Source organism: Streptomyces sp. NPDC051913, assembly GCF_044593635.1.
Classification (GTDB): Bacteria; Actinomycetota; Actinomycetes; order Streptomycetales; family Streptomycetaceae; genus Streptomyces.
Map to the genome: position 1 here is coordinate 206,691 of NZ_JBIUCI010000011.1, position 23,737 is coordinate 230,427.

Here is a 23,737-nt window from a genome sequence, read left to right on the forward strand (position 1 = left end):
GTACGTCGCTGATGCCACCTCCGTAGGTAGCGGACCATCGTCCATTGTCGCGCGCCCGCGCAAGGGCCCCGTAAGGACGGGGGAATCCCACAGGTCAGGGCTGCCAGGTCACCCGGTCTCGCGCCGTGAGTCAGGGCTGCCAGGTCACCCGGTGCTCCGCCAGGTGTGCCAGCACCGCGTGGTTCGCCTCCCAACCGTCCGGGAACTTCACCAGCGTGCCCAGTTGCACCGGCTCCGTCGACGGGTAGTCGTCCAGGAGGTCGCCCACGCCCGCCCGGCAGACCACGATGCACGCGTGCCGGTGGCGGGAGGCGAGGACGCAGAGGCGGCCCGTCTCCAGGTGGAACGCCGTGGCGTCGGGGCGGCCCGACAGCGGGTGCAGGACGACCGTGACGTCGTACTCCCGGCCCTGGAGACGGTTCGCCGTGTCGACGGTGACGTCCGTGACGCCCAGGTCGGTGAGGGCCGCGCGGACCGCCGCCGCCTGGTCGCGGTGGGCCGTGCCGACGGCGATGCGGTCGGGGGTGAGGGGGGTGGGGTCGGGGGAGCGTTCCGACGTTGCCGCGCCGCCGCGGTCCAGCAGACGGCGCACCACCGTGGCCACCGCCCGGACCGCCTCCGGGTCCGTGCGCGGGGTGTGCCGGGCGGGCAGCTCCAGCAGGCCCCAGCCGGACTCCGCCGCCTCGTCGATGACCCGGTCGGGGCCCGAGCCGTCCGAGAGGACCGCGAAGGACAGGGCGCGGTCGCCGTGGTCGGTGCCGCTGCGGAACTGGGTGTACGGGTAGAACGCCGCCGAGACCAGCGGGGCCGCGGACGCCGGGAGCCGCCAGGACACCGGGAGACGGTGCTGGGGGAGGGTCGGGTTGTGGGCGAGGAGGGTCGTGACGGCCGATGCCGAGGGGTCGTACGACAGGCCCGCCCACTGCTCGCTGCCCACGATCGCGAACGGGTCCAGCTGGCCCGGGTCGCCCACGAACAGCGCCCGCTGGAACAGGCCCGCGACGGCGAGCAGGGAGTCCGAGCGCATCTGGTACGCCTCGTCGACGATCGCGTGCTCCCACGGCTCGTCCACCTTGACGTGGGCCCACTTGGCGGCCGTGGAGATCGTGACCGGGAGACCGGCGAGGTCCGTCGCCTTCGCCGACTTCCGTACGTTCGGCAGGTCGTCCAGCGCCTTGTCGTACGCGTCGGCGTCACTGCTGTGCAGCCGGCCCACCGGCAGCTCGGGGTTCTTCTCGGCGAGCCGCAGGACCAGGTCGTCCACCTGGGCGTTGGTCTGCGCGACGACCATCAGCGGGCGCCCGGCGTCGGCCAGTTCGAGGGCCGCGCGGACGACCAGCGTGGACTTGCCGGCGCCGGGCGGGGAGTCGACGACGACACCGCGCGCGTCGCCGTGCAGGGTGTCGCGGAGGATCGCGTCGGTCGCCCGGCCGGCCGCCGCACCGGGGTCGAAGCGGCCGGAGAGGTCGGAGACGGTGGTCACAGGACGTCCTCCGCGGTCAGGGGATCGGCGGCCTCCTGGACGGCCTCACCGGGCGGCCCGCCGTGCGTCCAGGGCGTGTTCTCCGGGTCGGGGAGCTTGGCGCCGCCCCGCTGCTCGTGCTCGAAGAGGGTGAAGCAGAGCCGGTCGCCCTTCTCGGGGACCGACCCCGGCTCGGGCTCCTTGCCGCGGCCCATCTTGTCGAGGACGCGGAGCACGACCAGGGCGCCCTCGTCGTCGAGGGCCACGAACTCGGCCGACTGCGGCTTGCCGCCCAGGGAGCGGTAGACCTTCACACGCTCCCCGAGATGCGGCCGGTCGTCCGTGCGCAGCGTCACGAGCGGGCGCGGGCTGGGGCGCTTGCCCTCGCTGTACGTCATGACGACATCCGTCACCTCGCCCGCGAACGCCTCCCCGGACAGCCGTCGACCCGCCATCACCAGCGGGTCGTCGAGGGCCTCCTGCGCCTCCAGGCGGGCCTGCTCGCGCTCGCGCGTGGCGAGCTTGTTGGCGGCGGTCACCGCGTCGTCGCGGCGCGGCTGCGGGGGCTCACCCGCGGTGATGCGGTCGCGGTGGGAGGTGAACGACCAGCGGTCGCGGGTCCAGCGCTCCTCCACGCGCGCGCCCTCGGGCAGTACTCGCAGGAGGTCCAGGCCGCGCCACACCGCGTCCCAGGTGGGGCGGGTCCGGCTCTCGACGAGGTCCCTGATCGCGCGCTCGGCGGCGGTCAGCTCACCGAGCCGGTCGTCCGCCTCCAGGCCGTCCTCGGCGGCGGCGAGCGCCGTACGCGCGCGGTTGTAGCGCTCGATGGCGGGGGCGAGCAGCTTGTTGTCGAACGCCGGGTCGGTGGCCGGGCCGGCCGGCGGGTGCAGCAGCTGGCCCTTGGCGTCCCGGGCGAGCTCGGCCGCGAGGGCCGCCTCGGCGCCGGTCGCGCCCTCCGGAGGGTCGATCCAGGCCAGCAGCGCGCCCAGATGCTGGTCCTCCAGGCTGGACTGGCCGGTCGCCCAGTGCCGGGACAACAGCTCCGTCGCGGCGAGCAGCAGCGAGGAGCCGGGGACGCGGGCCCGCTCCCCGAAATGGGTCAGCCACCGGCCCAGCAACGGCACGCGCGGGGGCGCCGGGTGCGGGGCCTCCGGATCCTGCTCGGCCGTACGGCGAAAACGCATGGAGCGCCCGAGCAGCCGTACGAAGTCGATGCCCGCGCGGCTCGGCACGATCAGCTGCGGGGCGTCCGCGCACAGCTCGACCTCGACCTTGACCCGCTTGCCGGTCTCCGGGTCGGTCTCGCTGCGCTCGGCGGCCTCCACCGCCTCGGCGTAGGTGTCCACGTACGGCAGGACGACGTCCGCCAGCTCGGACAGGAACTGGAACCTGAGGTCGCGGTCGCGCGGCTGCGGGACGACGAGCAGGCGCGGCGCGTCCCGGTCGGTGCCGACGAGCGCGCCGAGCGGGGCACCGGCCTCACCGGCGGTGGTGAGCGGGACGAGGACCAGGGGGCGGTCGGCCAGATGCCGGTGGCGGACGGTCGCGGCGGGCTGCGCGCGGCCGGTGCTGACGGCTTCCAGGCGGGCGAGGGTGGCGATCAGCGACATGCGGCGGCTCCCAGTGCCTCCGCACGGAGGGCGGCGGCCTTGCGCAGGGCGGCGACGGTCGGGTCCTCCGGGTCGCCGGCCTCCCCGCGCGCCGCCGCAAGGACGTCCGGGACGGTGGTGAGGCCGCCCAGCTCGGCCCGGACGGACCGGCCCAGGGGTGTCACCGCGCCCGCCGCGCGGGAGCGGTCGCGGCAGTGGAAGGCCAGCTCGCACGCGGCCAGGCACTCGGGCGCGTAGGTCGCCGGGACCGACTCCACGGCGGCCGTCAGTTCCTCGGCGGGCCGGCCGGGGTCGAAGCAGGTGCCCTCGGGGAGCGTGTCGGCGATGTCCTGGATGCGGGTGAGGCGCGCCAGTTGGCGGCCGGTGACCGCGCGCTGCTTGCGGACGTCGACCGCGGAGGCGGTGGGCAGGTTGGAGAAGTCCTTGGGGCAGACGAGGAGGACGCGGTGGCGTACCTCGGGGGAGGGTTCCATGCGCGCTGCCACCTCCTCCAGCGCCAGCACGTAGACCGCGGCCTGGCGGGCCGCCGCCCCCACCTTCGCCGGGTCCGCTGAGCCGTCCAGCAGCGGGAAGGACTTGATCTCGACGACCGTCCAGCTGCCGTCCGGGTGCACCACCACCGCGTCCGGCTCCAGGAAGGCGGGGGAGCCCGCGACGTCCAGGGCGAGCATCGGGTGGTCGAGCAGTGTCCACTCGCCGCGCGCCTCGCCGGCCTCGCGCAGGGCCAGCGCGGTGCGGGCGGTACGGCCCTCGGGGCCGATCGCGGTGAGGTCGGGCACACGCGCGTGGGCGGGGGGTTCGGCGGCCGGGTCCAACCTGTCGTGCACCAGTCGCAGCAGTTCGGCGCCGCCGTCGGCCTTGACCTTCGCCTCGAAGGCGTTGCCCCGGGTCAGCGCGAACTGCGACTGGCCGAACGCGGAAGGGGAGCCCAGCGCGCTCGCCAGCGTCGCCTTGTTCACCCCGGCACCGTCGAGGATCGCGCGCCGTCTGCACCCCGGGTTGGCGGCGAGGGCGGCCAGGGCGCGGGCATCCAGCGCCTTGGCCGGTACGTCGGGACCGCGCAGCTCAGCGAGCTGCTGCCGGAGCGCCGTCCCCCGCGTCCGTGGGAGAGGCACTCGGCTCGGTTCCCGCTCCGACCCGTGACTCGCGCTGCCGTGGAAATCGCTCACCCGCGGAAGTCTGGCATCCGCCACTGACAATTGAGGCCTGTGCGGCTCCGGTGCCCGCCGTGACGGGCGTGAGTGCCGTCGCCACACGCCCCCTGACCCGGTCCGCGGTCCGCAGCACGAGCGGCGCCAGCAGCAGTCCGACGCCCATGACGGCGGCGCCCGCGACGGCGTCGAGGAAGTAGTGGTTGGCGGTGCCCATGACCACGATCGTGGTGATCAGCGGGTAGGCGACACCGGCGGCCTTGGTGATACGCGTCCCGCCGTACCGCCACAGCATGACCCCGCACCACAGCGCCCAGCCCACATGCAGGCTCGGCATGGCCGCGTACTGGTTCGTCATTCCGCCCATGCCACGGGGCGCGCTCGCCTCGCCGCCCCACCAGCCGTACGAGCTGTACTGGGCCATCGTGTCGACGAAGCCATAGCCCTCGGAGAGGAGGCGGGGCGGGCAGGTGGGCAGCAGGGTGAAGCCGATCAGGCCGATGAACGTGGACGTCATCAGCCAGGTGCGGGCGGCGCGGTAGCGCACGGCGCGAGACCGGAACAGCCAGATCAGGATCGCCGGGGTGACCAGGTAGTGCAGCGACGCGTACCAGAAGTCGGCCGGTACGCCGAGCCAGGCCTCGCTCGTGAACAGCCGGTTGAGCGGGTGCTCGGCGTTGATGTGGAGGAACTTCTCCACCCGCAGGATCGTCAGGCCGTGGTCGACGGCGCTCGTGACATCACCCCGGGCCAGGAGCCGGCCCGCCGAGTAGCAGGCGTACACCAGGAGGATCAGCGGCAGCTCGGTCCACCAGCGCAGCCGGGTACGCGGGGCCGTCTCGCTGCCCGGTGTCTCGGCGTGCGGCATCCGATCGCCTCCCCCTTCTCGTTGCGGCGTCCGGTTGCCCGGTCTTACCACTTTACGGTGTATGTGCTCGTGCCCGTGCGGGGGCCCCGGCCCTCTAGGACGCAGAGATCGACCGACGGGTTGCCCCCGGACAGGGTGCGCGATGATGGGTGGGGTCCGCCCGGTTTTTTCCTCGAAAGGTTTCTCACCTCATGGCACCGCGCATCCTGCTCGCCCGGCACGGACAGACCGAATGGTCCCTGGCGGGCAAACATACGGGCCGGACGGACGTGCCGCTCCTGGAGGAGGGCCGGCGTGGCGCGAAACTCCTCGGCGAGCGCCTGCACCGGTCGCCGCTGGACGGCCTCCCCGGCGTCGAGGTGCGCACCAGCCCGCTGGCACGCGCGCGGGAGACCTGCGAACTCGCCGGGTTCGGTGAGCGCGCGAGCGACTGGGACGCGCTCATGGAATGGCACTACGGCGCGTACGAGGGCATGACCCCGGACGAGATCCAGGCCGTGAACCCGGGCTGGCTCATCTGGCGCGACGGCGTCCCCGAGGGCGAGACCCTCGCCGAGGTCACCGCCCGCGCGGACGAGGTGGTGGCGTGGGCCCGCGAGGCGGACCGCGACGTCCTGATCTTCGCCCACGGCCACATGCTCCGCTCCATAGGCGCCCGCTGGCTCGGCCTGCCTCTCGACTTCGCGGCCCGGATCAGGCTGAACCCGACGTCCCTGTCGGTGCTGGGCTGGGCGTACGGGGAGCCGGCGGTCGAGAGCTGGAACGACACGGGCCACCTGGCGGGCTAGCCCGGTCCCTACGCCGTACGCGGCAGGGAGGCGTGCCGCTCCAGGAACGCACCCACCCCGGCGGCGCGCCGATGAGGCAGCAGCACGCGCGTGGTCCCCGCCAGCATCGACTGGATCCGCGACGACTGCACCTGCCCCAGCAGGTCGAGCACCCGCATCCCGGCCGCCGCGGCCTCGTCGGGGCGTCCCCCGCGCGCGAGGTCGTCCGTCAGCTCGGCCGTGTACAGGGCGATGTTCCGGGTGAAGTGCGGGTCCTGGAGCTGCGCCGCCCGGTGCGCGTGCCGTGCCGCCCGCGACCAGTCGCCCAGCGTCGACCAGCACTGCGCCTCAAGGCCCTCCAGCTCGGCCTCTCCGTAGAAACTCATCCACTCGGGGTCGGCGTCCGAGGGGCCGCGCTCGAAAAGGGCCTGCGCCCGGACCAGCGCCTGTTCGCAGCCGGTGCGGTCGGCGAGCCCCGCCCAGCCGCCCGCCTCCCGCAGCGCGAGCAGCGACATCAGCCGGGCGGACCCCAGCGGACGCCCGACCCGCTGCGCGGCCTGCGCGGCCCGCACCGCCTCCCGCGGCCGGCCCGCGTCGCGCGCGAGGAACGCGGTGTTGCAGAAGGCGTGCGACTCCAGACCGGCGTCACCGGTCATGCGCGCGGTCGCGAGCGCCTCCGCGTAGTGCGAGCGCGCGTCGTCGAACCGCCCCGAGTCGTGCGCCAGCCAGCCCACGGAGATGGCGAGTTCACCGGCGCCCGAGTGCAGCCGGTCGGCGGTGGTCTGCCGGGTCGCACCCGCGTCCAGCAGTGCGTAGGCGGCGCGCAACGGCGTCGCCGCGCGCCGGTAGAGGCCGTCCGCGCCGTGCCGGTCGTCCAGCAGCCTGATCCGTCGTACGGCTTCTTCCAGGGCGTCCGCGTCGGGGACTCCCGGGCGCCGGACGCGGCGTTCGGCCGCCGCGGCGGTCGTGGCGAGCCCGATGGTGCCCATTGAGGCGACGGCCACGGTGGCGCCCCCGCCGGTCATGAATGCGCGACGTAGCACGTCGCTCTCCTCGTAGTTGTCGTGCGTCTCGTACGGGTTCTGCGTGTCATACGGCTCGTGTGCCCTCCACGTCTCACCCGTCGCGCCACCCGCGGGGTACGCGGGTGTGGTGACGTGCGCCGGGGGCGCGTCCTCGGTGGGGCGCGCCCCGCGTCCGCGTACGGACGCCCGGGGCGCGAAGCCCAGGTCGGTGAGCGTGCGGCCGGGGAACATGTGCAGGAACACCCGTTCGTACGCGTAGTTGGGGCAGCGGATCTCGCCCGCCTCGACCCGGCCCACATAGCGCGCGTCGCAGCTGACCCGCTCGCCGATCTCGCGCGCGGCCCGTCGGACCGCCGCGGCGAACTCGGCCGGGGAGCGCTGCGCGCGCAACTCCCGGAACGCGAGGTTCGGCCGTGGTGGCCTGGGGGGCTGGGACGAGGTCACCTTTGACGTCGCCATGGCCGGGTCCTCTCGTGCGAACCGTCGAACCATGCCGGATCCATGGTGAGTTGAGTGGTATGTCACTGTCGTCACCCTGGTTCCGGCGGGCAAGAACGTACCTGCTGTGTCGGACCCGCCACGCAGTGTTTGGCTACAAACCGGATATCTCATCCACGATCTGCCATGAACTGCCATCCTTTGCGGCTGACTTCCGCCGTAGCCGTTGACGCCGCCGTGCGTTGAACTCCATGGACCGGGAGCCGCCCGACTCCCGAGCCGCTCGTCCAAGGAGGGGTGCCGTGGTGGAGGCCGGGATGAAGACCAGCCGGAGCATCGAGGTCTGTACGCCGCTGACGGAGTACAGCGAACCGCCGCTCGCCGAGGTCGGCTGTGACCTCGTCACGGTGCCGACCCGGCAGGGGCTGGAGGCGGTCGACATCCTGCGGCGGGGGGCCGGGGAGGCGGTGGGGCCCGTACTGCACGACGACGGGGGCGACACCCTCGGCTTCGTGGTTCCGCCGGGGACGGCCGCCGCGTGGGACGTCCCGGGCAGCACCTGTACGGAGACCAACGGACGGGGACTGCGACTCAACCCCGAGCCGCCGGTGGCGGGCTCGGACTGGCTGCTGCCGCCCGGCGAGGCCGACCTGGCCACCGACCCGGTGGTGCTGCGGGCGGCGCTGGGGGAGGCGGCCCGGCTGATCGAGGCGGCGGACGGCTGCCAGTGACCTCCGGTGGCGAGGCTGCGCGAGCCTGACACCGTGCGGCTTGCGACAATGGGCGCATGGCAAGGTCCCGTAGTTCCCGGCGTGCGGCCGCTTCCGTCGAAGCCGTCGTGGAACCCGTCGACGGCGGGCTCGCCGAGCTGATCCCCGACCGGGAACGCGCGCGGGCCTGGACGCTCCTCATCGACGGGGCACCGCAGTCGCATGTCGACCTCGGCGACCCCGCCCACCTCTCCTTCGAGTACCAGCGCCGCCTCGGCCATGTCATCGACCTGGTCGGCCCGCCCGGCAAACCGGTGCACGCCGTGCATCTCGGCGGTGGCGCCCTCACCCTCGCCCGGTACACCGCCGCGACCCGGCCCCGCTCCACCCAGCAGGTCGTCGAGCGGGACGCGGCCCTCGTCCAACTGGTCCGCCGGGAACTGCCGTTGGACCCGAACGCCCGGATCCGGGTGCGCTCCACCGACGCCCGCGAGGGGCTCGGCAAGGTGCTCGACGGCTGGGCCGACCTGGTCATCGCCGATGTGTTCAGCGGGGCGCGCACCCCGGCCCACCTGACCTCGACCGAGTTCCTGGACGAGGTCCGCAGGGCCCTCAAGCCGGGCGGCTGCTACGCCGCCAACCTCGCCGACGGCCCCCCGCTGGCCCATCTGCGCGGCCAGATCGCCACCGCCGCCGCCCGCTTCGAGCACCTCGCCCTGATCGCCGACCCGACGGTCCTGCGCGCCAAACGCTTCGGCAACGCCGTCCTCGTCGCCTCCGACACCCCGCTCCCGATCGCCGAACTGACCCGCAGGGCGGCCGGCGACCCCCACCCGGGCCGGGTCGAACACGGCCGCGCCCTCCTGGACTTCACCGGCGGAGCTACCCCCGTCACGGACGCGTCGGCCATCGCCTCGCCCGCGCCACCGCCCTCGGTGTTCCGCTAGGGACGTCGCTAGTACGTCCCGACGTCCACCCGCGGCGCGCTGTCGTGCCAGGTGCAGAACACCGACACCCGGTCCGCGCCGGAGGCGAACTCCACCCGGATCCACGTCTCCGTCTTCCACACCTGCATCGACCAGCCCGCGGCCGGCGTCGCCGACACCAGCGTCGCGGAGCTCTCGCCGAGCGAGAACACCGCCCGGCCGCCCTCGGTGTCGTAGCTCTTGACCTCGCCGGAGACGGTGGGGGAGGGACTCGGGGACTTGGTCGGGGTCTTCGAGGGGGCCGGCGTGGGGGACGGCTCCCGTGACGCCGTGCTCCTCGACGGGGACGCGGACGGCCGGGCCGTCGACGACGCCAGCGGCTTCGACTCCTGCGTGGTCTGCTCCGCCACCGTGATGGGCAGGGCGCGCGGTGGGTCGTAGGCCGTCCCCGCCATGACCGTGTGCACACCCCACCACGACAGCGTGACCGCCGCGCCCGTGGCGAGCAGCCAAGCCAGTACGTGTACGAGTCCTCTGCGCATCGCCGGTCATACTGCCTCACGAGCACCACCAGCCGCATGCGTGGGGAGTTATCCACAGGCCGGGATGCGGCTCGGCCGGATGGCGTACGGTGCGGCGCATGGCAAGTGTGCTCGTGGTCGAGGACGACCAGTTCGTACGCTCGGCGCTGATCCGGCAGCTGACCGACGCCGCCCACACGGTGCGGAGTGTCGGTACGGCGCTGGAGGCGCTGCGCGAGGTCGCCCATTTCCGTTTCGACGTCGTCATCCTCGACCTCGGTCTGCCCGACCTGGACGGGTCCGAGGCGCTGAAGATGCTGCGCGGGATCACCGACGTACCGGTGATCATCGCCACGGCGCGGGACGACGAGGCGGAGATCGTGCGCCTGCTGAACGCGGGAGCGGACGACTATCTGACCAAGCCCTTCTCGGTGGAACACCTCTCCGCCCGGATGGCCGCCGTCCTGCGGCGCTCCCGGGCCGTCGTCGGGGAGGCGGCGCCGGAGTCAGTGCTGCGCGTGGGCGGCCTGACCGTCGATCCGCTGCGCCGCCAGGCCGAGCTGGACGGCGTCCGTCTGGACCTCACCCGCCGCGAGTTCGACCTGCTCGCCTTCCTCGCCGGCCGCCCCGGTGTGGTCGTCCCCCGCAAGGAGCTGCTCGCCGAGGTGTGGCAGCAGTCCTACGGCGACGACCAGACCATCGACGTCCATCTGTCCTGGCTGCGCCGGAAGTTGGGGGAGACCGCGGCCAGGCCCCGCTATCTGCACACCCTGCGGGGCGTCGGGGTGAAGCTGGAGCCACCCGGCGGGGGGCTGCCGCTGTGAGGTGGGCACTCGTCAAGGTCTGTCTGGCCGTCACCACCATGGTCGTGGTCGCCTTCGCGATCCCGCTCGGCCTCGTCATCAAGGAGATGGCCCGGGACCGCGCCTTCTCCAACGCCGAACGGGAAGCGGCCGCCGTCGCCCCCGCCCTGTCCATCACCACCGACCGGGACCAGCTGGAGCGGGTCGTCGCCTCCGCGGGCTCGGAGGACGGGATGGCCGTGCACATACCGGCGAGCGGCCAGGACCAGGCCGTCGACATCGGACGGCGGCGCGCCGCCGCCGACGACGTGGCGACCGTGCGCAGACTCGGCCGCGCCTCCACCACCGAGGTGCCGGGCGGCTCCACGCTGCTCCAGCCCGTCGCGCTGAGCTCCGGCGAGATCGCGGTCGTCGAGGTGTACGTCCCCGAGGCCGAGGTCAGCAACGGGGTGGCCACGGCGTGGGCGGTGCTCGCCGGGGTCGGCGTCGCGCTGATCGTCGGCTCGGTCGCGGTCGCCGACCGGCTGGGCGTACGGATGGTGCAGCCCGCGCAGAAGCTGGTCGAGGGCGCGCACGAGCTGGGGGAGGGGAAGCTGGGCGCGCGGGTGCCCGAGGAAGGGCCCGACGAACTGCGGCTGGCCGCGGTCGCGTTCAACTCCATGGCCGATCAGGTCGTTCAACTGCTGGCCAACGAGCGGGAGTTGGCGGCCGACCTGTCGCATCGTCTCCGTACGCCGCTCACCGTGCTGCGGCTCAACGCCGCCTCGCTCGGGGACGGGCCCGCCGCCGAGCAGACCCGGGCCGCGGTCGCCCAGCTGGAGCGGGAGGTCGACACGATCATCCGGACCGCGCGGGAGGCCAAGCCGCAGACCGCGGCCGCCGGGCCCGGCGCCGGGTGCGACGCCGCCGAAGTGGTGCGCGAGCGGATGGCGTTCTGGTCGGCGCTGGCCGAGGACGAGGGGCGCAAGGTGCGGGTGGCCGGGGTGGAGCGGCCGGTGCGCATACCCGTGGCCCGCGCCGATCTGGCCGCCGCACTGGACGCCCTGCTCGGCAACGTCTTCCGGCACACCCCCGAGGGCACCGCCTTCGCGGTCGACGTGCACAACGGCGAGGACGCGGTGATCGTGCTGGTCTCCGACGCGGGGCCCGGCATCCTGGACCCCGAGGCCGCGATGGCCCGCGGGCGGGGCTCGGGGAGCGCGGGGTCGACCGGGCTGGGCCTGGACATCGTGCGCCGGCTCGCGGAGGAGACCGGCGGAGACGTACGGATCGGGTCGTCCGTGCTGGGCGGCACCGAGGTGCGGATCTGGATCCAGTTGGACGGGCGGGTGCCCGAGCGCCGGGGGCACCGGGTGCGACGGCGTCGTACCGGACGATTGGTCTCGACCTTTAACCGTCCCCGATCCCTTCCTTAAGCGCACCCTAAGATCGCCAACCGTCGCCCGGATCAGGCGCTTTGCCCGTTTCCGGCTCGCTAGCGTGCTGCCGCACCACACCCCCGAACAACGAAGGCAGGCACGCCATGAGCACGCACCGGCGCAAGGTGAGCGGCAGAAACAAGGTGATCGCCGGGGCCGTCGCCACGGCCGTGGTCGGTGGCGGCGCGATCCTGCTCACCGGCACCGCCCAGGCCGCCGGGGTCGGCGCCGCGTACACGAAGACCAGTGACTGGTCGACGGGATACACCGCCCAGTACGTGGTGACGAACAACAGCGGCGCGGCCAGGACGGACTGGAAGCTGGAGTTCGACCTGCCCTCGGGCGCCAAGCTGAGCTCGCTGTGGAACGCCGAGTCGAGCGCGAGCGGACAGCACATCACCGTGACCTCGGCCAAGTGGGACACCGACGGTCTGGCCGCCGGCGAGTCCGTCACCGTCGGCTTCGTCGTCAACGGCACCGGCGCCCCGACCGGCTGTCGCATCGACGGCACCACCTGCTCCACGGACGCCACCGCCACCCCGGAACCGACCGGCCGCCCCACGGGGACGGCGACGGCCTCCCCCTCCCCGACGGCGACCAGCAAGCCCACCGCCACGGCAACCCCCACTCCCACCCCGACCGCCACGGCCGACCCCTCGCAGAGCACCGGCACGGGAACCACCACCAGCGCCGGCTTCGCCCCCTACGTCGACACCTCCCTCTACCCGGCCTTCGACCTGGTCGCGAGCGCCACCGCCACCGGCGTGAAGGACTACAACCTCGCGTTCGTCACCGACGGCGGCGGCTGCACCCCCAAGTGGGGCGGCGTCACCGACCTCGCGAGCGACGCGGTCGCCGCACAGATCGGGGCCCTGCGCGCCAAGGGCGGCGACGTCCGCGTCTCCTTCGGCGGCGCGGCGGGCAGCGAACTGGCCACGACCTGCTCCTCGGCGGACGCCCTGGCGACGGCGTACGGCAAGGTCGTGGACGCCTACGACCTCACCAAGGTCGACTTCGACGTCGAGGGCGGCGCGCTGCCCAACACCACGGCGAACACCAACCGCGCCAAGGCGATAGCCAAGCTCCAGGCCCAGCACCCGGACCTGGACGTCTCCTTCACCCTCCCCGTCATGCCCGAGGGCCTGACCCAGGACGGCGTGAACCTCCTGTCCAACGCCAAGAGCAACGGCGTCGGCATCGACACCGTCAACATCATGGCGATGGACTACGGCCCCGCCTACAGCGGCGACATGGGCACCTACGCCGAGCAGGCCGCGACGGCCACGCAGGCCCAGGTCAAGAGCGTGCTGGGGCTGAGCGACAGCGCCGCCTGGAAGGCCGTCGCCGTGACGCCCATGATCGGCGTCAACGACGTCACCAGCGAGATCTTCAAGGTCGAGGACGCCACCCAGCTGGTGAACTTCGCGAAGTCCAAGGGCCTCGGCTGGCTCTCCATGTGGTCCGCCACCCGCGACAAGCAGTGCTCCGGCGGCGCCAAGACCTACGCCGACGCCACATGCAGCTCGATCGTCCAGGACGAGCACGCCTTCTCGAAGGCCTTCGCGGCCTACAACTGACCTGCAACCGACCCTCCCCCCACGAGAAAAGCGGGGCGCGGCATCCCCCTCGGATGCCGCGCCCCTTTCCCCGTTCCCCCATCCCGGTGGCTAGAGCTCCGCGGTGACCGGCGGAAGCGTCCCCGTCCGTGCCGCCTGCCCGTACCACAGGGCGCTCGACTTCGGCGTACGGGCGAGGGTCGCGTAGTCGACGTACACCGCGCCGAAGCGCTTCTCGTAGCCGTACGCCCACTCGAAGTTGTCCATCAGGGACCACAGGAAGTAACCGCGGACGTCCGCGCCCTCCGCTATGGCCCGGCGGACCGCGCGCAGATGGCCGTGGAGGTAGGCGATCCGCTCCGGGTCGTGGACCCGGCCGTCGGGGTCGGGCTTGTCGTCGTAGGCCGCGCCGTTCTCCGTCACGTACAGCGGCAGACCCGGGGCCTCGCGCGTGTAGCGCATGATCAGGTCGTGCAGGCCGGTCGGGTCGATCGTCCAGCCCATCTCCGTGCGCTCGCCCGGCGTCTGGTGGAAGGCGACGTCGTCCGCGGCCGGCCACGGGGAGTGGTCGCTGGAGCCGTGGCCGTCCGCGCGCGGCGCGGCCAGGTCGGCGTCGGCCGCCGAGACCAGCGTCGGCGTGTAGTAGTTGAGGCCCAGCGCGTCCAACGGCTGGTTGATCAGCGCGAGGTCGCCGTCCTCGACGTAGGACCAGTCGGTGAGCAGCTCCGTCGCCGCGAACAGCGACTCCGGGTACGCCCCGTGCAGGATCGGGCCGTGGAAGATCCCGTTGGCCAGGTCGTCGATCTTCCGTACGGCGGCCAGGTCGGCGGGGTCCTGCGAAAGCGGCCTGACCACGGACGAGTTGAGGCTCACCGCGACCGAGTTGCGGGCCGGCATCGCCGCCCGCAGGGCCGAGGCGCCGAGCCCGTGCGCCAGGTTGAGGTGGTGCGCGGCCTTCAGAGAGGCCGCCGGGTCGGTGCGGCCGGGCGCGTGGACACCGGAGGAGTAGCCCAGGAAGGCGCTGCACCACGGCTCGTTGAGGGTGATCCACTGCTCCACCCGGTCGCCCAGCGCCTCGCCGACGATCTGCGCGTACTCCGCGAACCGGTACGCCGTGTCCCGCTCCGGCCAGCCGCCCGCGTCCTCCAGCTCCTGCGGCAGATCCCAGTGATAGAGGGTGACGGCGGGCTTGATGCCCTTCGACAGCAGTTCGTCGACCAGCTTGCGGTAGAAGTCCAGGCCGCGCTGGACCGCCGGGCCGCGTCCGGTCGGCTGCACCCGGGACCAGGAGACCGAGAAGCGGTACGCGTTCAGCCCGATGTCCGCCATCATCGCCACGTCGTCGCGGTAGCGGTGGTAGTGGTCGACAGCGATGTCACCGTGCTCGCCGCCCGCGGTCTTGCCGGGCGTATGGCTGAAGGTGTCCCAGATCGAGGGCGTACGGCCGTCCTCCCGCGCCGCCCCCTCGATCTGGTACGCGGAGGTCGCGGCGCCCCAGAGGAAGGCGGGAGGAAAGGTCACCGGGGTCGCCGGCGTTGCGGGTTCAGGCATGGAAGCGCTCCCATTGGAGGTCGTGGAGACCGACGGGTAGATGGGGGGAAGGAGAAGGGGCCGAGGCGGCGGTGACCCGGCCCCCGGGAAAGCGGGAGGTCAGCCCTTGACGGCGCCCTGCATGATGCCGCCGACGATCTGCTTGCCGAAGATCGCGAAGACCACCAGCAGCGGCAGCGTGCCGAGCAGCGCGCCCGCCATGATCAGGGACTGGTCGGGCGTGTAGCCGCGACCCAGGCCCGCGACCGCGACCTGCACGGTCGGGCTGCCGTTCTGGGTGAGCACCAGGAACGGCCACAGGAAGTCGTTCCAGGTCTGCACGAACATCAGCATGCCGAGCACGGCCATCGCGGGGCGGGCGGCCGGGAACACCACGTGCCAGATGACCCGCCAGCTGTTCGCGCCGTCCACCCGGGCGGCCTCGATGATCTCGTCGGGCAGCGCCTGGAGCAGGTACTGCCGCATGAAGAACACGCCGAACGCGCTGACCAGCGAGGGCAGGATCACCGCCTGCAGCTGGTCGGACCAGTCGAGCTTGGCGACCATCATGTACAGCGGGATCACGCTCAGCTGCGGCGGCACCATCATCGTGCCGATCACGATCAGCATCAGGGCACCGCGGCCCTTGAACCGCAGTTTGGCGAAGGCGAAGCCGGCGATCGTCGACAGGAAGACGATGGTCACGGCCGAGATGCCCGCCACGAACGTGGTGTTGATGAACGCCTCGCCCAGGTTGGCGTCGTTCCAGGCGATCTCCAGCTTGTCGAACAGGCCCCCGCCGAACCACAGCGGCGGCGGGTTCTCCGCCAGCCGCTGGTTGTCGCGGGAGGCGGCGATCGCCGTCCACACCAGCGGGAACAGCGAGCCGAGGGTGAACAGGATCAGGATCAGATACGCGATCGGACCGGCGTGCAGGGTGCCGCCCGCACGGGCCGACTTGGGGCGCCGGGGACGCTTCGCCTCGTCGGCCGGCGGTTTGGTGAGTGTCGTCGTCACGGCCGGTTCTCCTAACTACTGGCGCGCAGCCGGCGCGAGATGACGTAGTTGACGATTCCGACCACGATGAGGATCAGGAACATCGTCCAGGCGATCGCGGAGGCACGGCCCAGGTGCTGGTTGACCCAGCCCTGCTCGTACAGATACAGGCCGAGCGTCTGGAACTGGTGGGTGGAGCCGCCGGACGCACCCTTGTTCGCGTCGAACAGCAGCGGCTCACCGAAGAGCTGGGAGGCGCCGATGGTCGAGACGACCACGGTGAACAGGATCGTCGGCCGCAGCGACGGCAGCGTCACATGGAAGAACTGCTGCCAGCGGCTGGCGCCGTCGAGCGCCGCGGACTCGTACAGGTCCTGCGGGATCGCCTGCATCGCGGCCAGGTAGATCAGCGCGTTGTACCCCGTCCACCGCCAGATGACGATCGAGGACACCGCGATCTGCGACGGCCACTTGTCGTTCTGCCAGTCGATCTTGCCGATGCCGACCTGGTCGAGAACCCAGTTGATCATGCCGTAGTCACGGCCGAACAGCAGGACGAAGACGAGCGAGGCGGCGGCGATCGACGTCGCGTACGGGGCGAGCATCGCGACCCGGTAGAAGGTCGAGCCACGCAGCTTGTAGTTGAGGATGTGCGCGAGGCCCATCGCCATCAGCAGCTGCGGGACCGTCGCGATGATCCCGATGGTCAGCGTGTTCTTCGCCGCGTTCCAGAAGAAGTCGTCGTCGAAGATCCGCGTGTAGTTCCTGAAGCCCACCCAGTGCATGTCGGTGGGCGCGGTCAGCTCCACCTGGTGCAGCGAGGCCCACCCGGTGTAGATCAGCGGGAACAGGCCGAACGCCAGGAACAGCAGGAAGAACGGCGAGACGAAGGCGTACGGGCTCCAGCGCATGTCCCGCTGCCAGCGGCGGGAGAGCCGCGCCCGGCGGCGCTCGTCGTCCGGAGGTCCCGCCGTCGGGCGGGCCGGGGCCGCGCCCCCCTTGACGGGGGACGCGGCGGCGGTGTCGTGCCCAGTGGTCATACGGGTCACTGGTCCAGGTTGTTGTCGATGGTCTTGGTGGCCGTCTCCCAGGCTTCCTTGGCGGACTTGCCCTGGGTCACGAGGATCACGCCGTTGTCGGTGAGACCCTGCTGGATGATCTGGTCCTTCGGACCGATCGACTGCACGGGGATGTTCTTGGCGGCCTCGGCGAAGATCGTGCCGATCGGCGCGTCACCCGTCATGTCGTTCTTGGCGTTCTTCACCGCGTCCGAGTCGTACGCGGCCGGGGTGCTCGGGAAGCTGCCCTGGACGGCGAAGAGCTTGGCCTGCTGCTCCGGGGCGGTCAGCCAGGCGGCGAGCTTGGCGGCCTCCTCGGTGTTCTTGCCGGACTTGGGCACGGACAGGAAGGAACCGCCCCAGTTACCGGACTTCGGCGCCTGGGCGACGTCCCACTTGCCCTTGGCGTCGGCCTTCGACTTGCCCTTGATGTAGCCGAGCATCCACGGCGGGCAGGACATCGCGGCGAACTTGCTGTTGGCGATCGTCGTGTCCCAGGCGGGCTGGAACTGCGTCTGGTTGCCGATCAGTCCGGCCTCGGCGGCCTTGGCGGTGAGGTCGAAGGCGGACTTCACGGCCGGGTTGGTCTTGTAGATGACCTTGCCGGAGGCGTCGTAGAAGCGCTCCTCCTCACTGCTGACGATGGCCTGCAGCAGACCGCCGGGGGAGTCCAGGAAGGTCGTGCCCTTGGCCTTCTTCTGGTACTGCTTGCCGACGTCGACGAACTTGTCCCAGCTGCCCGCCCACAGCTTGCTGACCTCCTCGCGGTCGGTCGGCAGACCGGCCGCCTTGAACAGGTCCTTGCGGTAGCAGATGGCCATCGGGCCGACGTCCGTGCCGAGCGCGACGGTCTGGCCGCCGGAGGTGGTGGCCTGCTTCCACTTCCAGCCCAGGTAGTCGCTCTCCTTGCCGTACTTCGACAGGTCGAGCAGCTTGGCGGACTGGGTCTGGACGATCTCGGCGATGTTGCCGACCTCGACCATCTGGATGTCCTGGAGACCACTGTTGGTGGTGAGGTGGTTCAGCAGCGCCGGGTAGTAGTTCTCGTTGCGCTCGACGACGGTCTGCTCGATGTGGATGTTCGGGTGGAGCTTCTCGTACTCCTTGTACAGGCCCGACTCCTTGAAGCCGGCGGTGCCGAAGAGGCCGAGGGTGATCGTGGTCTTACCGCCGCCACCGCCCGACGACTCGTTGCTGTCGTCGTTGCCGTCGTCGGCACAGCCGGCCAGCAGCCCGGCGCCCAGCGACGCTACGGCCGCGAGGACGACCACCCTGCGACGGGCGGTTCGGGTACGTGCTCGCATTGAGTCCTCCTGTTGCCCTGACGTGCCGACCCCCCGGCCAACTGCATTGTTGGGCCCGTTAGTTTCTCGCGGCGGCTCGGGCGGGGAACGTGCGGGATGTGTATGTGTCAGGTACTGTGGGAGCGCTCCCACCAGTGATGAGTTGAAGAGTCGTCGGTCTCGGCGGGGGTGTCAAGGGCACGGACAGTGCGATATCGCTTCGAGATGTTTCTTTCGCTGAAGGGGGGAGGCTGATCTGTTCGTATGCGATGTGTCGGGTGCGCGGACGCCTTCCTTGGTGCGAGGCCCGTCGGGGAGGCCGTGAGGGCGTTCGAGGTTGCCTTCGCGAACCTGCGTACCAGTGTTGCGTGCAAGTCTGAACGCACAGTGCTCCGGCAAGCGGAACCGAAGCGGAATCGATGGGCGGGTCCCGTCGTACCGGATGCGAGGCGTTGTCGCGGGATCCCGGTCCGATCACGACTGTTAGATTCCAGGCCAACGTAGGTGAGAACGGCGGGAGGCGGAGCCACATGGCAAGCCACGGGGCGCGAGCTCGGAGCGGTGGCCGGCCCACCCTCGAAGAGGTGGCCGCACGCGCCGGCGTGGGGCGTGGCACGGTCTCCCGGGTCATCAACGGCTCGCCGCGGGTCAGTGACGCGACGCGTGCCGCGGTGGAGGCGGCGGTCGCGGAGCTGGGGTACGTCCCGAACACGGCGGCCCGCGCCCTCGCGGCGAACCGCACGGACGCGATCGCGCTCGTCGTCCCCGAGCCGGAGACCCGGTTCTTCGCGGAGCCGTACTTCTCGGACATGCTGAAGGGTGTCGCGGCGGAACTGTCCGACACCGAGATGCAGTTGCTGCTGATCTTCGCGGGCAACGACAAGGAGCGCCGCCGGCTGGCCCAGTACCTCGCCGCCCACCGGGTCGACGGCGTGCTGCTGGTCTCGGTCCACGCCGACGACCCGCTGCCCGACCTGCTGTCCCAGCTGGAGATCCCGGCGGTGATCAGCGGCCCGCGCTCGGCGCTGGAGACGCTGCCGTCGGTCGACTCCGACAACTACGGCGGTGCCCGCCAGGCGGTCGAGCATCTGCTGTCCCGCGGCCATCGCCGTATCGCCCACATCACCGGCCGCCTCGACGTGTACGGCGCTCAGCGCCGTGTCGACGGCTACCGTGACGCCCTGCTGGACGCGGGCCTCGGCTCGGACGAGGCGCTGATCGAGGCGGGTGACTTCACGGAGGAGGGCGGTAGCCGGGCGATGACGGCGCTGCTGTCCCGCCGGCCCGACCTGGACGCGGTCTTCGCCGCCTCCGACGTCACCGCGGCCGGCGCCCGTCAGGCCCTCAGGGAGGCGGGCCGCCGCATCCCCGACGACGTGGCGCTGGTCGGCTACGACGACTCCGCCATAGCCCGCCACATGGAGCCGCCCCTCACCAGCGTCCGCCAGCCCATCGCCGAGATGGGCCGCCAGATGATCAACCTCCTCCTGACCGAGATCGCGGACCGCAGACCGGCCGCGTCGAGGGGACTGGACCGACGCCAGGTGGAACTGGTGACGGAACTGGTGGCACGGGCTTCGTCGTAGCGTCCGGAATGCTGGTGGGAGGCGTTGAAGGACGCCGACCGGCGGGACGCCCGCACCTGAACGACGGCCGGAGTTGTCCGGAGCCACGCCCTCTCAGCCTCCGAGCGACAACCGCCACACCACCTCTCCCTCGTCGTCCACCTCCTCAGTCGGCGACAACCCCGCCGCCCTCGCCACCGCCGCCGAGGCCTGGTGGGCGGGGTGGATGTGGGCCGTGATCGTGCGGATGTAGTGGCGGACGAGCCAGGTGGTCAGGGCGCGGGCCGCTTCCGTGGCGAGGCCCTGGCCCTGCCAGGGAGTGCCGGTGATCCAGGCGATCTCCGCCGTGCGGCGGGCCGGGGTGACCGTCGCCTGGACGGTGCCGATCAGGCAGTCGGCCGTGCGCAGGCGCAGGACCCAGTTGTGCCAGGAGACGGCCGGGTCCGGTGAGCCGGCGGTCAGGCGTTCGTAGCGGGCGCGCAGGGCCTCCGGGGAGAGGGGCTCGCCGCCGATGTACGTGTGCAGGGCGGGGTCGGCCAGGACGCCCGACATCTCCGCCGCGTGCTCCACCGCCAGCGGGACGAGGTCCAGGCGGGCCGCGCGGATGGGCTCGGTCAGCACGGGGGCTCCTCTCTCAAGCGGGCGGATCCGTCAGGGCCTTGAGGGCGGGACGGAGCAGTGCGGCCACCCGGTCCGCGGGGACCTCGCGAAGGGCGGGCAGGCCCAGGAGCTGGTGGCCGATGGTGATGCCGACCAGGGCGGTGACGGCCAGCGCGGCGCGCAGCTCGGCGTCGTCCTGGGCGGCGCTCGGGAGAGTGGCGGCCAGACCGTCGATCTGCCGCGTCATCGCCGTACGGGCGTGCTCCGCCGCCGCCGGGTCGGTGAGCATCGAGCGCAGGGTGGCCAGGGTGCCGTCGGGGAGCCCGCCGAGTTTGACGCCGAGGGTGGTGAGGAGCTGGTCGACGACGCCGTCCGGGTCTTCGACCGCCAAGGGGTCCGGGGGTGCCACGACCGCTTCCGTGAACAGGTCCCGCTTGCTGCCGAAGTGCTGCATCACCAGCGCCGGGTCCACCCCGGCCCCCGCCGCCACCGCACGGATCGTCGTCCGCTCGAAGCCCCGCTCGGCGAACAGCCCGCGCGCGCTCTCCAGGATCCGGGCCCTGCTGGCGAGGCGCCGCTCGGCGCGGGTCATGGCAGGTTCGCTCACCCGTTCACTCACTCCTTCACTCACCCGTTCACTCTACAAGCGTTGACCGGTGCGGTGGAGCGGCCGTAGAGTCGGTGGCTCAACAACTGTTGAGCGAAAGGGGTGGGGGTATGAGTGATCCTCGGGATGTGCTCGCTCGCTACTACCAGGCCATGCGCGACAAGTCGGCCGACGATCTCGCGGATCTCTACGCCGAGGACGCGGTGCACGAGTTCCCGTTCGCGAGTCCCGGCTTCCCGCCGCGGTTCCAGGGGAGGGAGGCGGTGCGGGCGGGATACCGGGGGGCGTGGGGGCGCAGTCCCGTGCGGGTGGAGCGGATCGAGGTGGCGGCCGTCCATGACACCGGCGACCCGGAGGTGGTCGTCGCCGAGCACACCGTGGTGGCGTCCCTGCCCGGGCGGACGGGGACCGTCGACGTACCGGGTCTGCTGGTGCTGCGCGTACGGGACGGCCGGCTGGTTCAAGTCCGCGACTACATGGACGGGTTGGGGGTGCGCAACGCAGTCGGCCGGTGACCTTGTTGCCAAGGTCACCGGCCGACTGTTCAGGGTGAGTGACGGGACTCGAACCCGCGGCATCCTGGACCACAACCAGGTGCTCTACCAGCTGAGCTACACCCACCACGACCGGCGAGGGACTTTGTGGTGTTCCCTACCGGCCGAGAAAAAGTGTACAGGGTCCGAAGGGGTGCTCGCGCACGGCTTTTTCGGCGCCCCTCCGGAGGACCCTCATCCGCCTACTGAGCAGGCAGTACGTGCTTGGCCGCGATCGTGCGCGCGGTGTCCGAGTCGGGGCCGGGCTGCGGCACGAAGATGGCCTCGCGGTAGTAGCGCAGCTCCGCGATGGACTCGCGGATGTCGGCGAGGGCGCGGTGGTTGCCGTTCTTCTCGGGGCTGTTGAAGTAGGCGCGCGGGTACCAGCGGCGGGCCAGTTCCTTCACCGAGGAGACATCGACGATGCGGTAGTGGAGGTAGCCCTCCAGCGCCGCCATGTCCCGGGCCAGGAAACCGCGGTCGGTGCCCACCGAGTTGCCGCACAGGGGAGCCTTGCCGGCTTCCTTGACGTGCTCCCGGATGTAGGCGAGGACCTGTTCCTCGGCCTCGGCGAGCGTGGTGCCGCCCGCCAGCTCGTCGAGCAGTCCGGACGCGGTGTGCATCTGACGCACCACCTCCGGCATCGTCTCCAGCGCCCGGGCCGGCGGGCGGATGACGATGTCCACTCCTTCGCCGAGTACGTTCAGCTCGGAGTCGGTGACGAGGGCGGCTACCTCGATGAGAGCGTCGTCGGACAGCGAGAGGCCGGTCATCTCGCAGTCGATCCACACCATGCGATCGTTCATGCGAACACCCTAAAGCTGGTGTCGCGGTTTGGGAGGACCGGTGGTGCAGCCAGTCTCCCGGCAGTGGCCATGGTCGCGGCACGGCATGGCGGAACGCCGGACGGGATGAGTGGATCACCCCGTCCGGCGTCAACGCCTCAGCGCCTCACGAGCCGCTGCGCTGCCCCGGCAGGCTCGCCGACAGCTGCGCCGCCGGACCCATCGCGCTCGCCGCCGCCGTACGGCGGGTCTGGAGCGGGACCGGACCGGCCTCCGGGTGGAGGAGCGGCGGCCCCGAAGGGCCCGTGGGGCCGTCGGTGTCCGTCGGCGGCCGGTCGCCCTGCGGACGCCGGGCCCGGTACGCGGCCCGGTACGCGGCGGGCGACGAGCCCAGCTGGCGGCGGAAGTGCCCGCGCAGCGCCACCGGCGACCGGAAGCCGCAGCGGCCCGCGACCTCGTCCACCGAGTAGTCCGATGTCTCCAGCAGACGCTGGGCCTGCAACACCCGCTGGGTGATCAGCCACTGGAGAGGGGCCGATCCCGTCAGCGAGCGGAAGCGGCGGTCGAAGGTGCGTCGCGACATGTACGCCCTCGCCGCCAGCGTCTCCACGTCGAACTGTTCGTGGAGGTGCTCCAGCGCCCAGGCGACGACCTCGGCCAGCGGGTCGGCGCCGATCTCCTCAGGTAAAGACCTGTCGAGGTAGCGCTCCTGACCGCCCGAGCGGCGCGGGGGCACGACCAGACGCCGGGCCAGTGCGCCCGCCGCCTCGTTGCCGTGGTCCGTGCGCACGATGTGGAGGCAGAGATCGATGCCGGCCGCCGTGCCGGCGGAGGTCAGCACGTCGCCGTCGTCCACGAAGAGTTCTCGTGGATCGACGTGCACCGACGGGTAGCGCTTGGCCAGCGTCGGCGCGTACATCCAGTGTGTGGTCGCGGGGCGGCCGTCCAGCAGGCCCGCCGCGGCGAGGACGAAGGCACCCGTGCACAGCCCGACGATACGGGCGCCTTCCTCGTGCGCCCGACGCAGTGCGTCGAGTGCTTCCTCGGGCGGTGGCGAAGTGATCGAACGCCAGGCCGGCACGACGACCGTGCCCGCCCGCGAGATCGCCTCCAGGCCATGTGGCGCGGTGAGTTCCAGGCCCCCTGTGGTCCGCAGCGGGCCTTCCTCGCCGCCGCACACCAGCAAGCGGTAGCGCGGCACGCCGGCGTCCTGGCGGTCGATCCCGAACACCGACAGCGGTATGGAACTCTCGAAGATGGGGCCGCCGCTGAACAGCAGCACCGCGACGATCTCCTTGCGGCGTCGCCCGGAAAGCTTCCGGGCCGCGGCTTCCGGCGCGGCAGTGGAGTCGTGGCTCATACTGCTAAGCCCCCCTCGGTGGTCGCGGCTCCTCGGTTGTGTCGCTCCTGCACGTTTCCCCTCGGTCCTGCACGAGTCCCCCGCCGTAAGACGTCAAGATCGAATCTACTGTGTCCCGTGGTGCCGGGGTGACCAGTTCGGCAACCGGCACATTGTCGACATGGC

22 protein-coding genes and 1 tRNA gene are annotated in these 23,737 nt (G+C 71.8%); 8 read left to right on the forward strand and 15 right to left on the reverse strand.

Annotated elements, in window-relative coordinates:
- Positions 1-130: 130 nt before the first annotated feature.
- The 4 genes from ACIHIX_RS30780 to ACIHIX_RS30795 are packed head-to-tail and all read right to left on the reverse strand — an operon-like array spanning position 131 to position 5,091.
- A complete protein-coding gene (locus tag ACIHIX_RS30780; protein WP_399961808.1) occupies positions 131-1,483 on the reverse strand; it encodes an AAA domain-containing protein in 1,353 nt (450 codons plus the stop codon).
- Complete coding sequence (locus tag ACIHIX_RS30785) at positions 1,480-3,072, reverse strand: hypothetical protein (protein WP_399961810.1); 1,593 nt, start codon at positions 3,070-3,072, stop codon at positions 1,480-1,482. Before ACIHIX_RS30785 ends, ACIHIX_RS30780 begins: the two co-directional genes overlap by 4 nt.
- On the reverse strand, positions 3,063-4,187 hold the full coding sequence (locus ACIHIX_RS30790) for a hypothetical protein (RefSeq protein WP_399961812.1): 1,125 nt from the start codon (positions 4,185-4,187) through the stop codon (positions 3,063-3,065). The genes ACIHIX_RS30785 and ACIHIX_RS30790 overlap by 10 nt, the downstream gene beginning before the upstream one ends.
- Positions 4,138-5,091, reverse strand: coding sequence for a phosphatase PAP2 family protein (locus tag ACIHIX_RS30795; protein ID WP_399961814.1), 954 nt, complete (start codon positions 5,089-5,091; stop codon positions 4,138-4,140). Before ACIHIX_RS30795 ends, ACIHIX_RS30790 begins: the two co-directional genes overlap by 50 nt.
- Before the next feature lie 191 nt (positions 5,092-5,282).
- Here ACIHIX_RS30795 and ACIHIX_RS30800 point away from each other — a divergent pair, with 191 nt between their 5' ends.
- Positions 5,283-5,879, forward strand: coding sequence for a histidine phosphatase family protein (locus tag ACIHIX_RS30800; RefSeq protein WP_399961816.1), 597 nt, complete (start codon positions 5,283-5,285; stop codon positions 5,877-5,879).
- Between the two features lie 8 nt (positions 5,880-5,887).
- Here ACIHIX_RS30800 and ACIHIX_RS30805 read toward each other — a convergent pair whose 3' ends face one another.
- Positions 5,888-7,342, reverse strand: coding sequence for a hypothetical protein (locus ACIHIX_RS30805; RefSeq protein WP_399961818.1), 1,455 nt, complete (start codon positions 7,340-7,342; stop codon positions 5,888-5,890).
- Positions 7,343-7,638: 296 nt separating this feature from the next.
- On the opposite strand from ACIHIX_RS30805, the gene ACIHIX_RS30810 reads away from it, so the two are divergent.
- Positions 7,639-8,052, forward strand: a complete 414-nt coding sequence (locus tag ACIHIX_RS30810; protein WP_399961820.1) for a hypothetical protein — start codon at positions 7,639-7,641, stop codon at positions 8,050-8,052.
- 56 nt (positions 8,053-8,108) lie between these two features.
- Entirely contained in the window at positions 8,109-8,978 is an 870-nt protein-coding gene (locus ACIHIX_RS30815) for a spermidine synthase (protein ID WP_399961822.1), read from the forward strand.
- An 8-nt stretch (positions 8,979-8,986) separates the two neighbouring features.
- On the opposite strand, the gene ACIHIX_RS30820 is transcribed toward ACIHIX_RS30815, so the two are convergent.
- The gene (locus tag ACIHIX_RS30820) at positions 8,987-9,499 is read right to left on the reverse strand and encodes a hypothetical protein (protein WP_399961824.1); all 513 of its coding nucleotides are present in this window, start codon (positions 9,497-9,499) and stop codon (positions 8,987-8,989) included.
- 98 nt (positions 9,500-9,597) lie between these two features.
- Here ACIHIX_RS30820 and ACIHIX_RS30825 point away from each other — a divergent pair, with 98 nt between their 5' ends.
- The 3 genes from ACIHIX_RS30825 to ACIHIX_RS30835 all read left to right on the forward strand — a co-directional run bounded on the left by ACIHIX_RS30825 (position 9,598) and on the right by ACIHIX_RS30835 (position 13,276).
- Positions 9,598-10,302, forward strand: coding sequence for a response regulator transcription factor (locus ACIHIX_RS30825; protein WP_329338855.1), 705 nt, complete (start codon positions 9,598-9,600; stop codon positions 10,300-10,302).
- Positions 10,299-11,696, forward strand: coding sequence for an ATP-binding protein (locus ACIHIX_RS30830; protein ID WP_399961826.1), 1,398 nt, complete (start codon positions 10,299-10,301; stop codon positions 11,694-11,696). Before ACIHIX_RS30825 ends, ACIHIX_RS30830 begins: the two co-directional genes overlap by 4 nt.
- A 107-nt stretch (positions 11,697-11,803) precedes the next feature.
- Entirely contained in the window at positions 11,804-13,276 is a 1,473-nt protein-coding gene (locus ACIHIX_RS30835; protein WP_399961828.1) for a cellulose binding domain-containing protein, read from the forward strand.
- Between the two features lie 90 nt (positions 13,277-13,366).
- On the opposite strand, the gene ACIHIX_RS30840 is transcribed toward ACIHIX_RS30835, so the two are convergent.
- The 4 genes from ACIHIX_RS30840 to ACIHIX_RS30855 form a co-directional block, all read right to left on the reverse strand.
- Complete coding sequence (locus ACIHIX_RS30840) at positions 13,367-14,806, reverse strand: GH1 family beta-glucosidase (protein ID WP_399961830.1); 1,440 nt, start codon at positions 14,804-14,806, stop codon at positions 13,367-13,369.
- Positions 14,807-14,905: 99 nt separating this feature from the next.
- Positions 14,906-15,802: a carbohydrate ABC transporter permease gene (locus tag ACIHIX_RS30845; protein ID WP_399961832.1), complete on the reverse strand. Its 897-nt coding sequence runs from the start codon at positions 15,800-15,802 to the stop codon at positions 14,906-14,908.
- Between the two features lie 11 nt (positions 15,803-15,813).
- Entirely contained in the window at positions 15,814-16,821 is a 1,008-nt protein-coding gene (locus ACIHIX_RS30850; RefSeq protein ID WP_399961834.1) for a carbohydrate ABC transporter permease, read from the reverse strand.
- A 5-nt stretch (positions 16,822-16,826) separates the two neighbouring features.
- Complete coding sequence (locus ACIHIX_RS30855) at positions 16,827-18,143, reverse strand: ABC transporter substrate-binding protein (RefSeq protein WP_399961837.1); 1,317 nt, start codon at positions 18,141-18,143, stop codon at positions 16,827-16,829.
- Between the two features lie 509 nt (positions 18,144-18,652).
- Here ACIHIX_RS30855 and ACIHIX_RS30860 point away from each other — a divergent pair.
- A complete protein-coding gene (locus tag ACIHIX_RS30860) occupies positions 18,653-19,708 on the forward strand; it encodes a LacI family DNA-binding transcriptional regulator (RefSeq protein WP_399961839.1) in 1,056 nt (351 codons plus the stop codon).
- Between the two features lie 93 nt (positions 19,709-19,801).
- On the opposite strand, the gene ACIHIX_RS30865 is transcribed toward ACIHIX_RS30860, so the two are convergent.
- Positions 19,802-20,308, reverse strand: a complete 507-nt coding sequence (locus ACIHIX_RS30865; protein ID WP_399961841.1) for a GNAT family N-acetyltransferase — start codon at positions 20,306-20,308, stop codon at positions 19,802-19,804.
- Positions 20,309-20,321: 13 nt separating this feature from the next.
- Entirely contained in the window at positions 20,322-20,894 is a 573-nt protein-coding gene (locus ACIHIX_RS30870; RefSeq protein ID WP_399961843.1) for a TetR/AcrR family transcriptional regulator, read from the reverse strand.
- Positions 20,895-21,004: 110 nt separating this feature from the next.
- On the opposite strand from ACIHIX_RS30870, the gene ACIHIX_RS30875 reads away from it, so the two are divergent.
- Entirely contained in the window at positions 21,005-21,409 is a 405-nt protein-coding gene (locus tag ACIHIX_RS30875; RefSeq protein ID WP_399961845.1) for a nuclear transport factor 2 family protein, read from the forward strand.
- Between the two features lie 33 nt (positions 21,410-21,442).
- On the opposite strand, the gene ACIHIX_RS30880 is transcribed toward ACIHIX_RS30875, so the two are convergent.
- The 3 genes from ACIHIX_RS30880 to ACIHIX_RS30890 form a co-directional block, all read right to left on the reverse strand.
- Positions 21,443-21,515: transfer RNA gene (locus tag ACIHIX_RS30880), tRNA-His, on the reverse strand.
- A 115-nt stretch (positions 21,516-21,630) separates the two neighbouring features.
- The gene (gene orn / locus ACIHIX_RS30885) at positions 21,631-22,233 is read right to left on the reverse strand and encodes an oligoribonuclease (RefSeq protein ID WP_399961847.1); all 603 of its coding nucleotides are present in this window, start codon (positions 22,231-22,233) and stop codon (positions 21,631-21,633) included.
- A gap of 145 nt (positions 22,234-22,378) precedes the next feature.
- Positions 22,379-23,572 carry a helix-turn-helix domain-containing protein gene (locus ACIHIX_RS30890; RefSeq protein ID WP_399961849.1) on the reverse strand — a complete coding sequence of 398 codons (1,194 nt, stop codon included), beginning with the start codon at positions 23,570-23,572 and terminating at the stop codon, positions 22,379-22,381.
- Positions 23,573-23,737 lie beyond the last annotated feature (165 nt).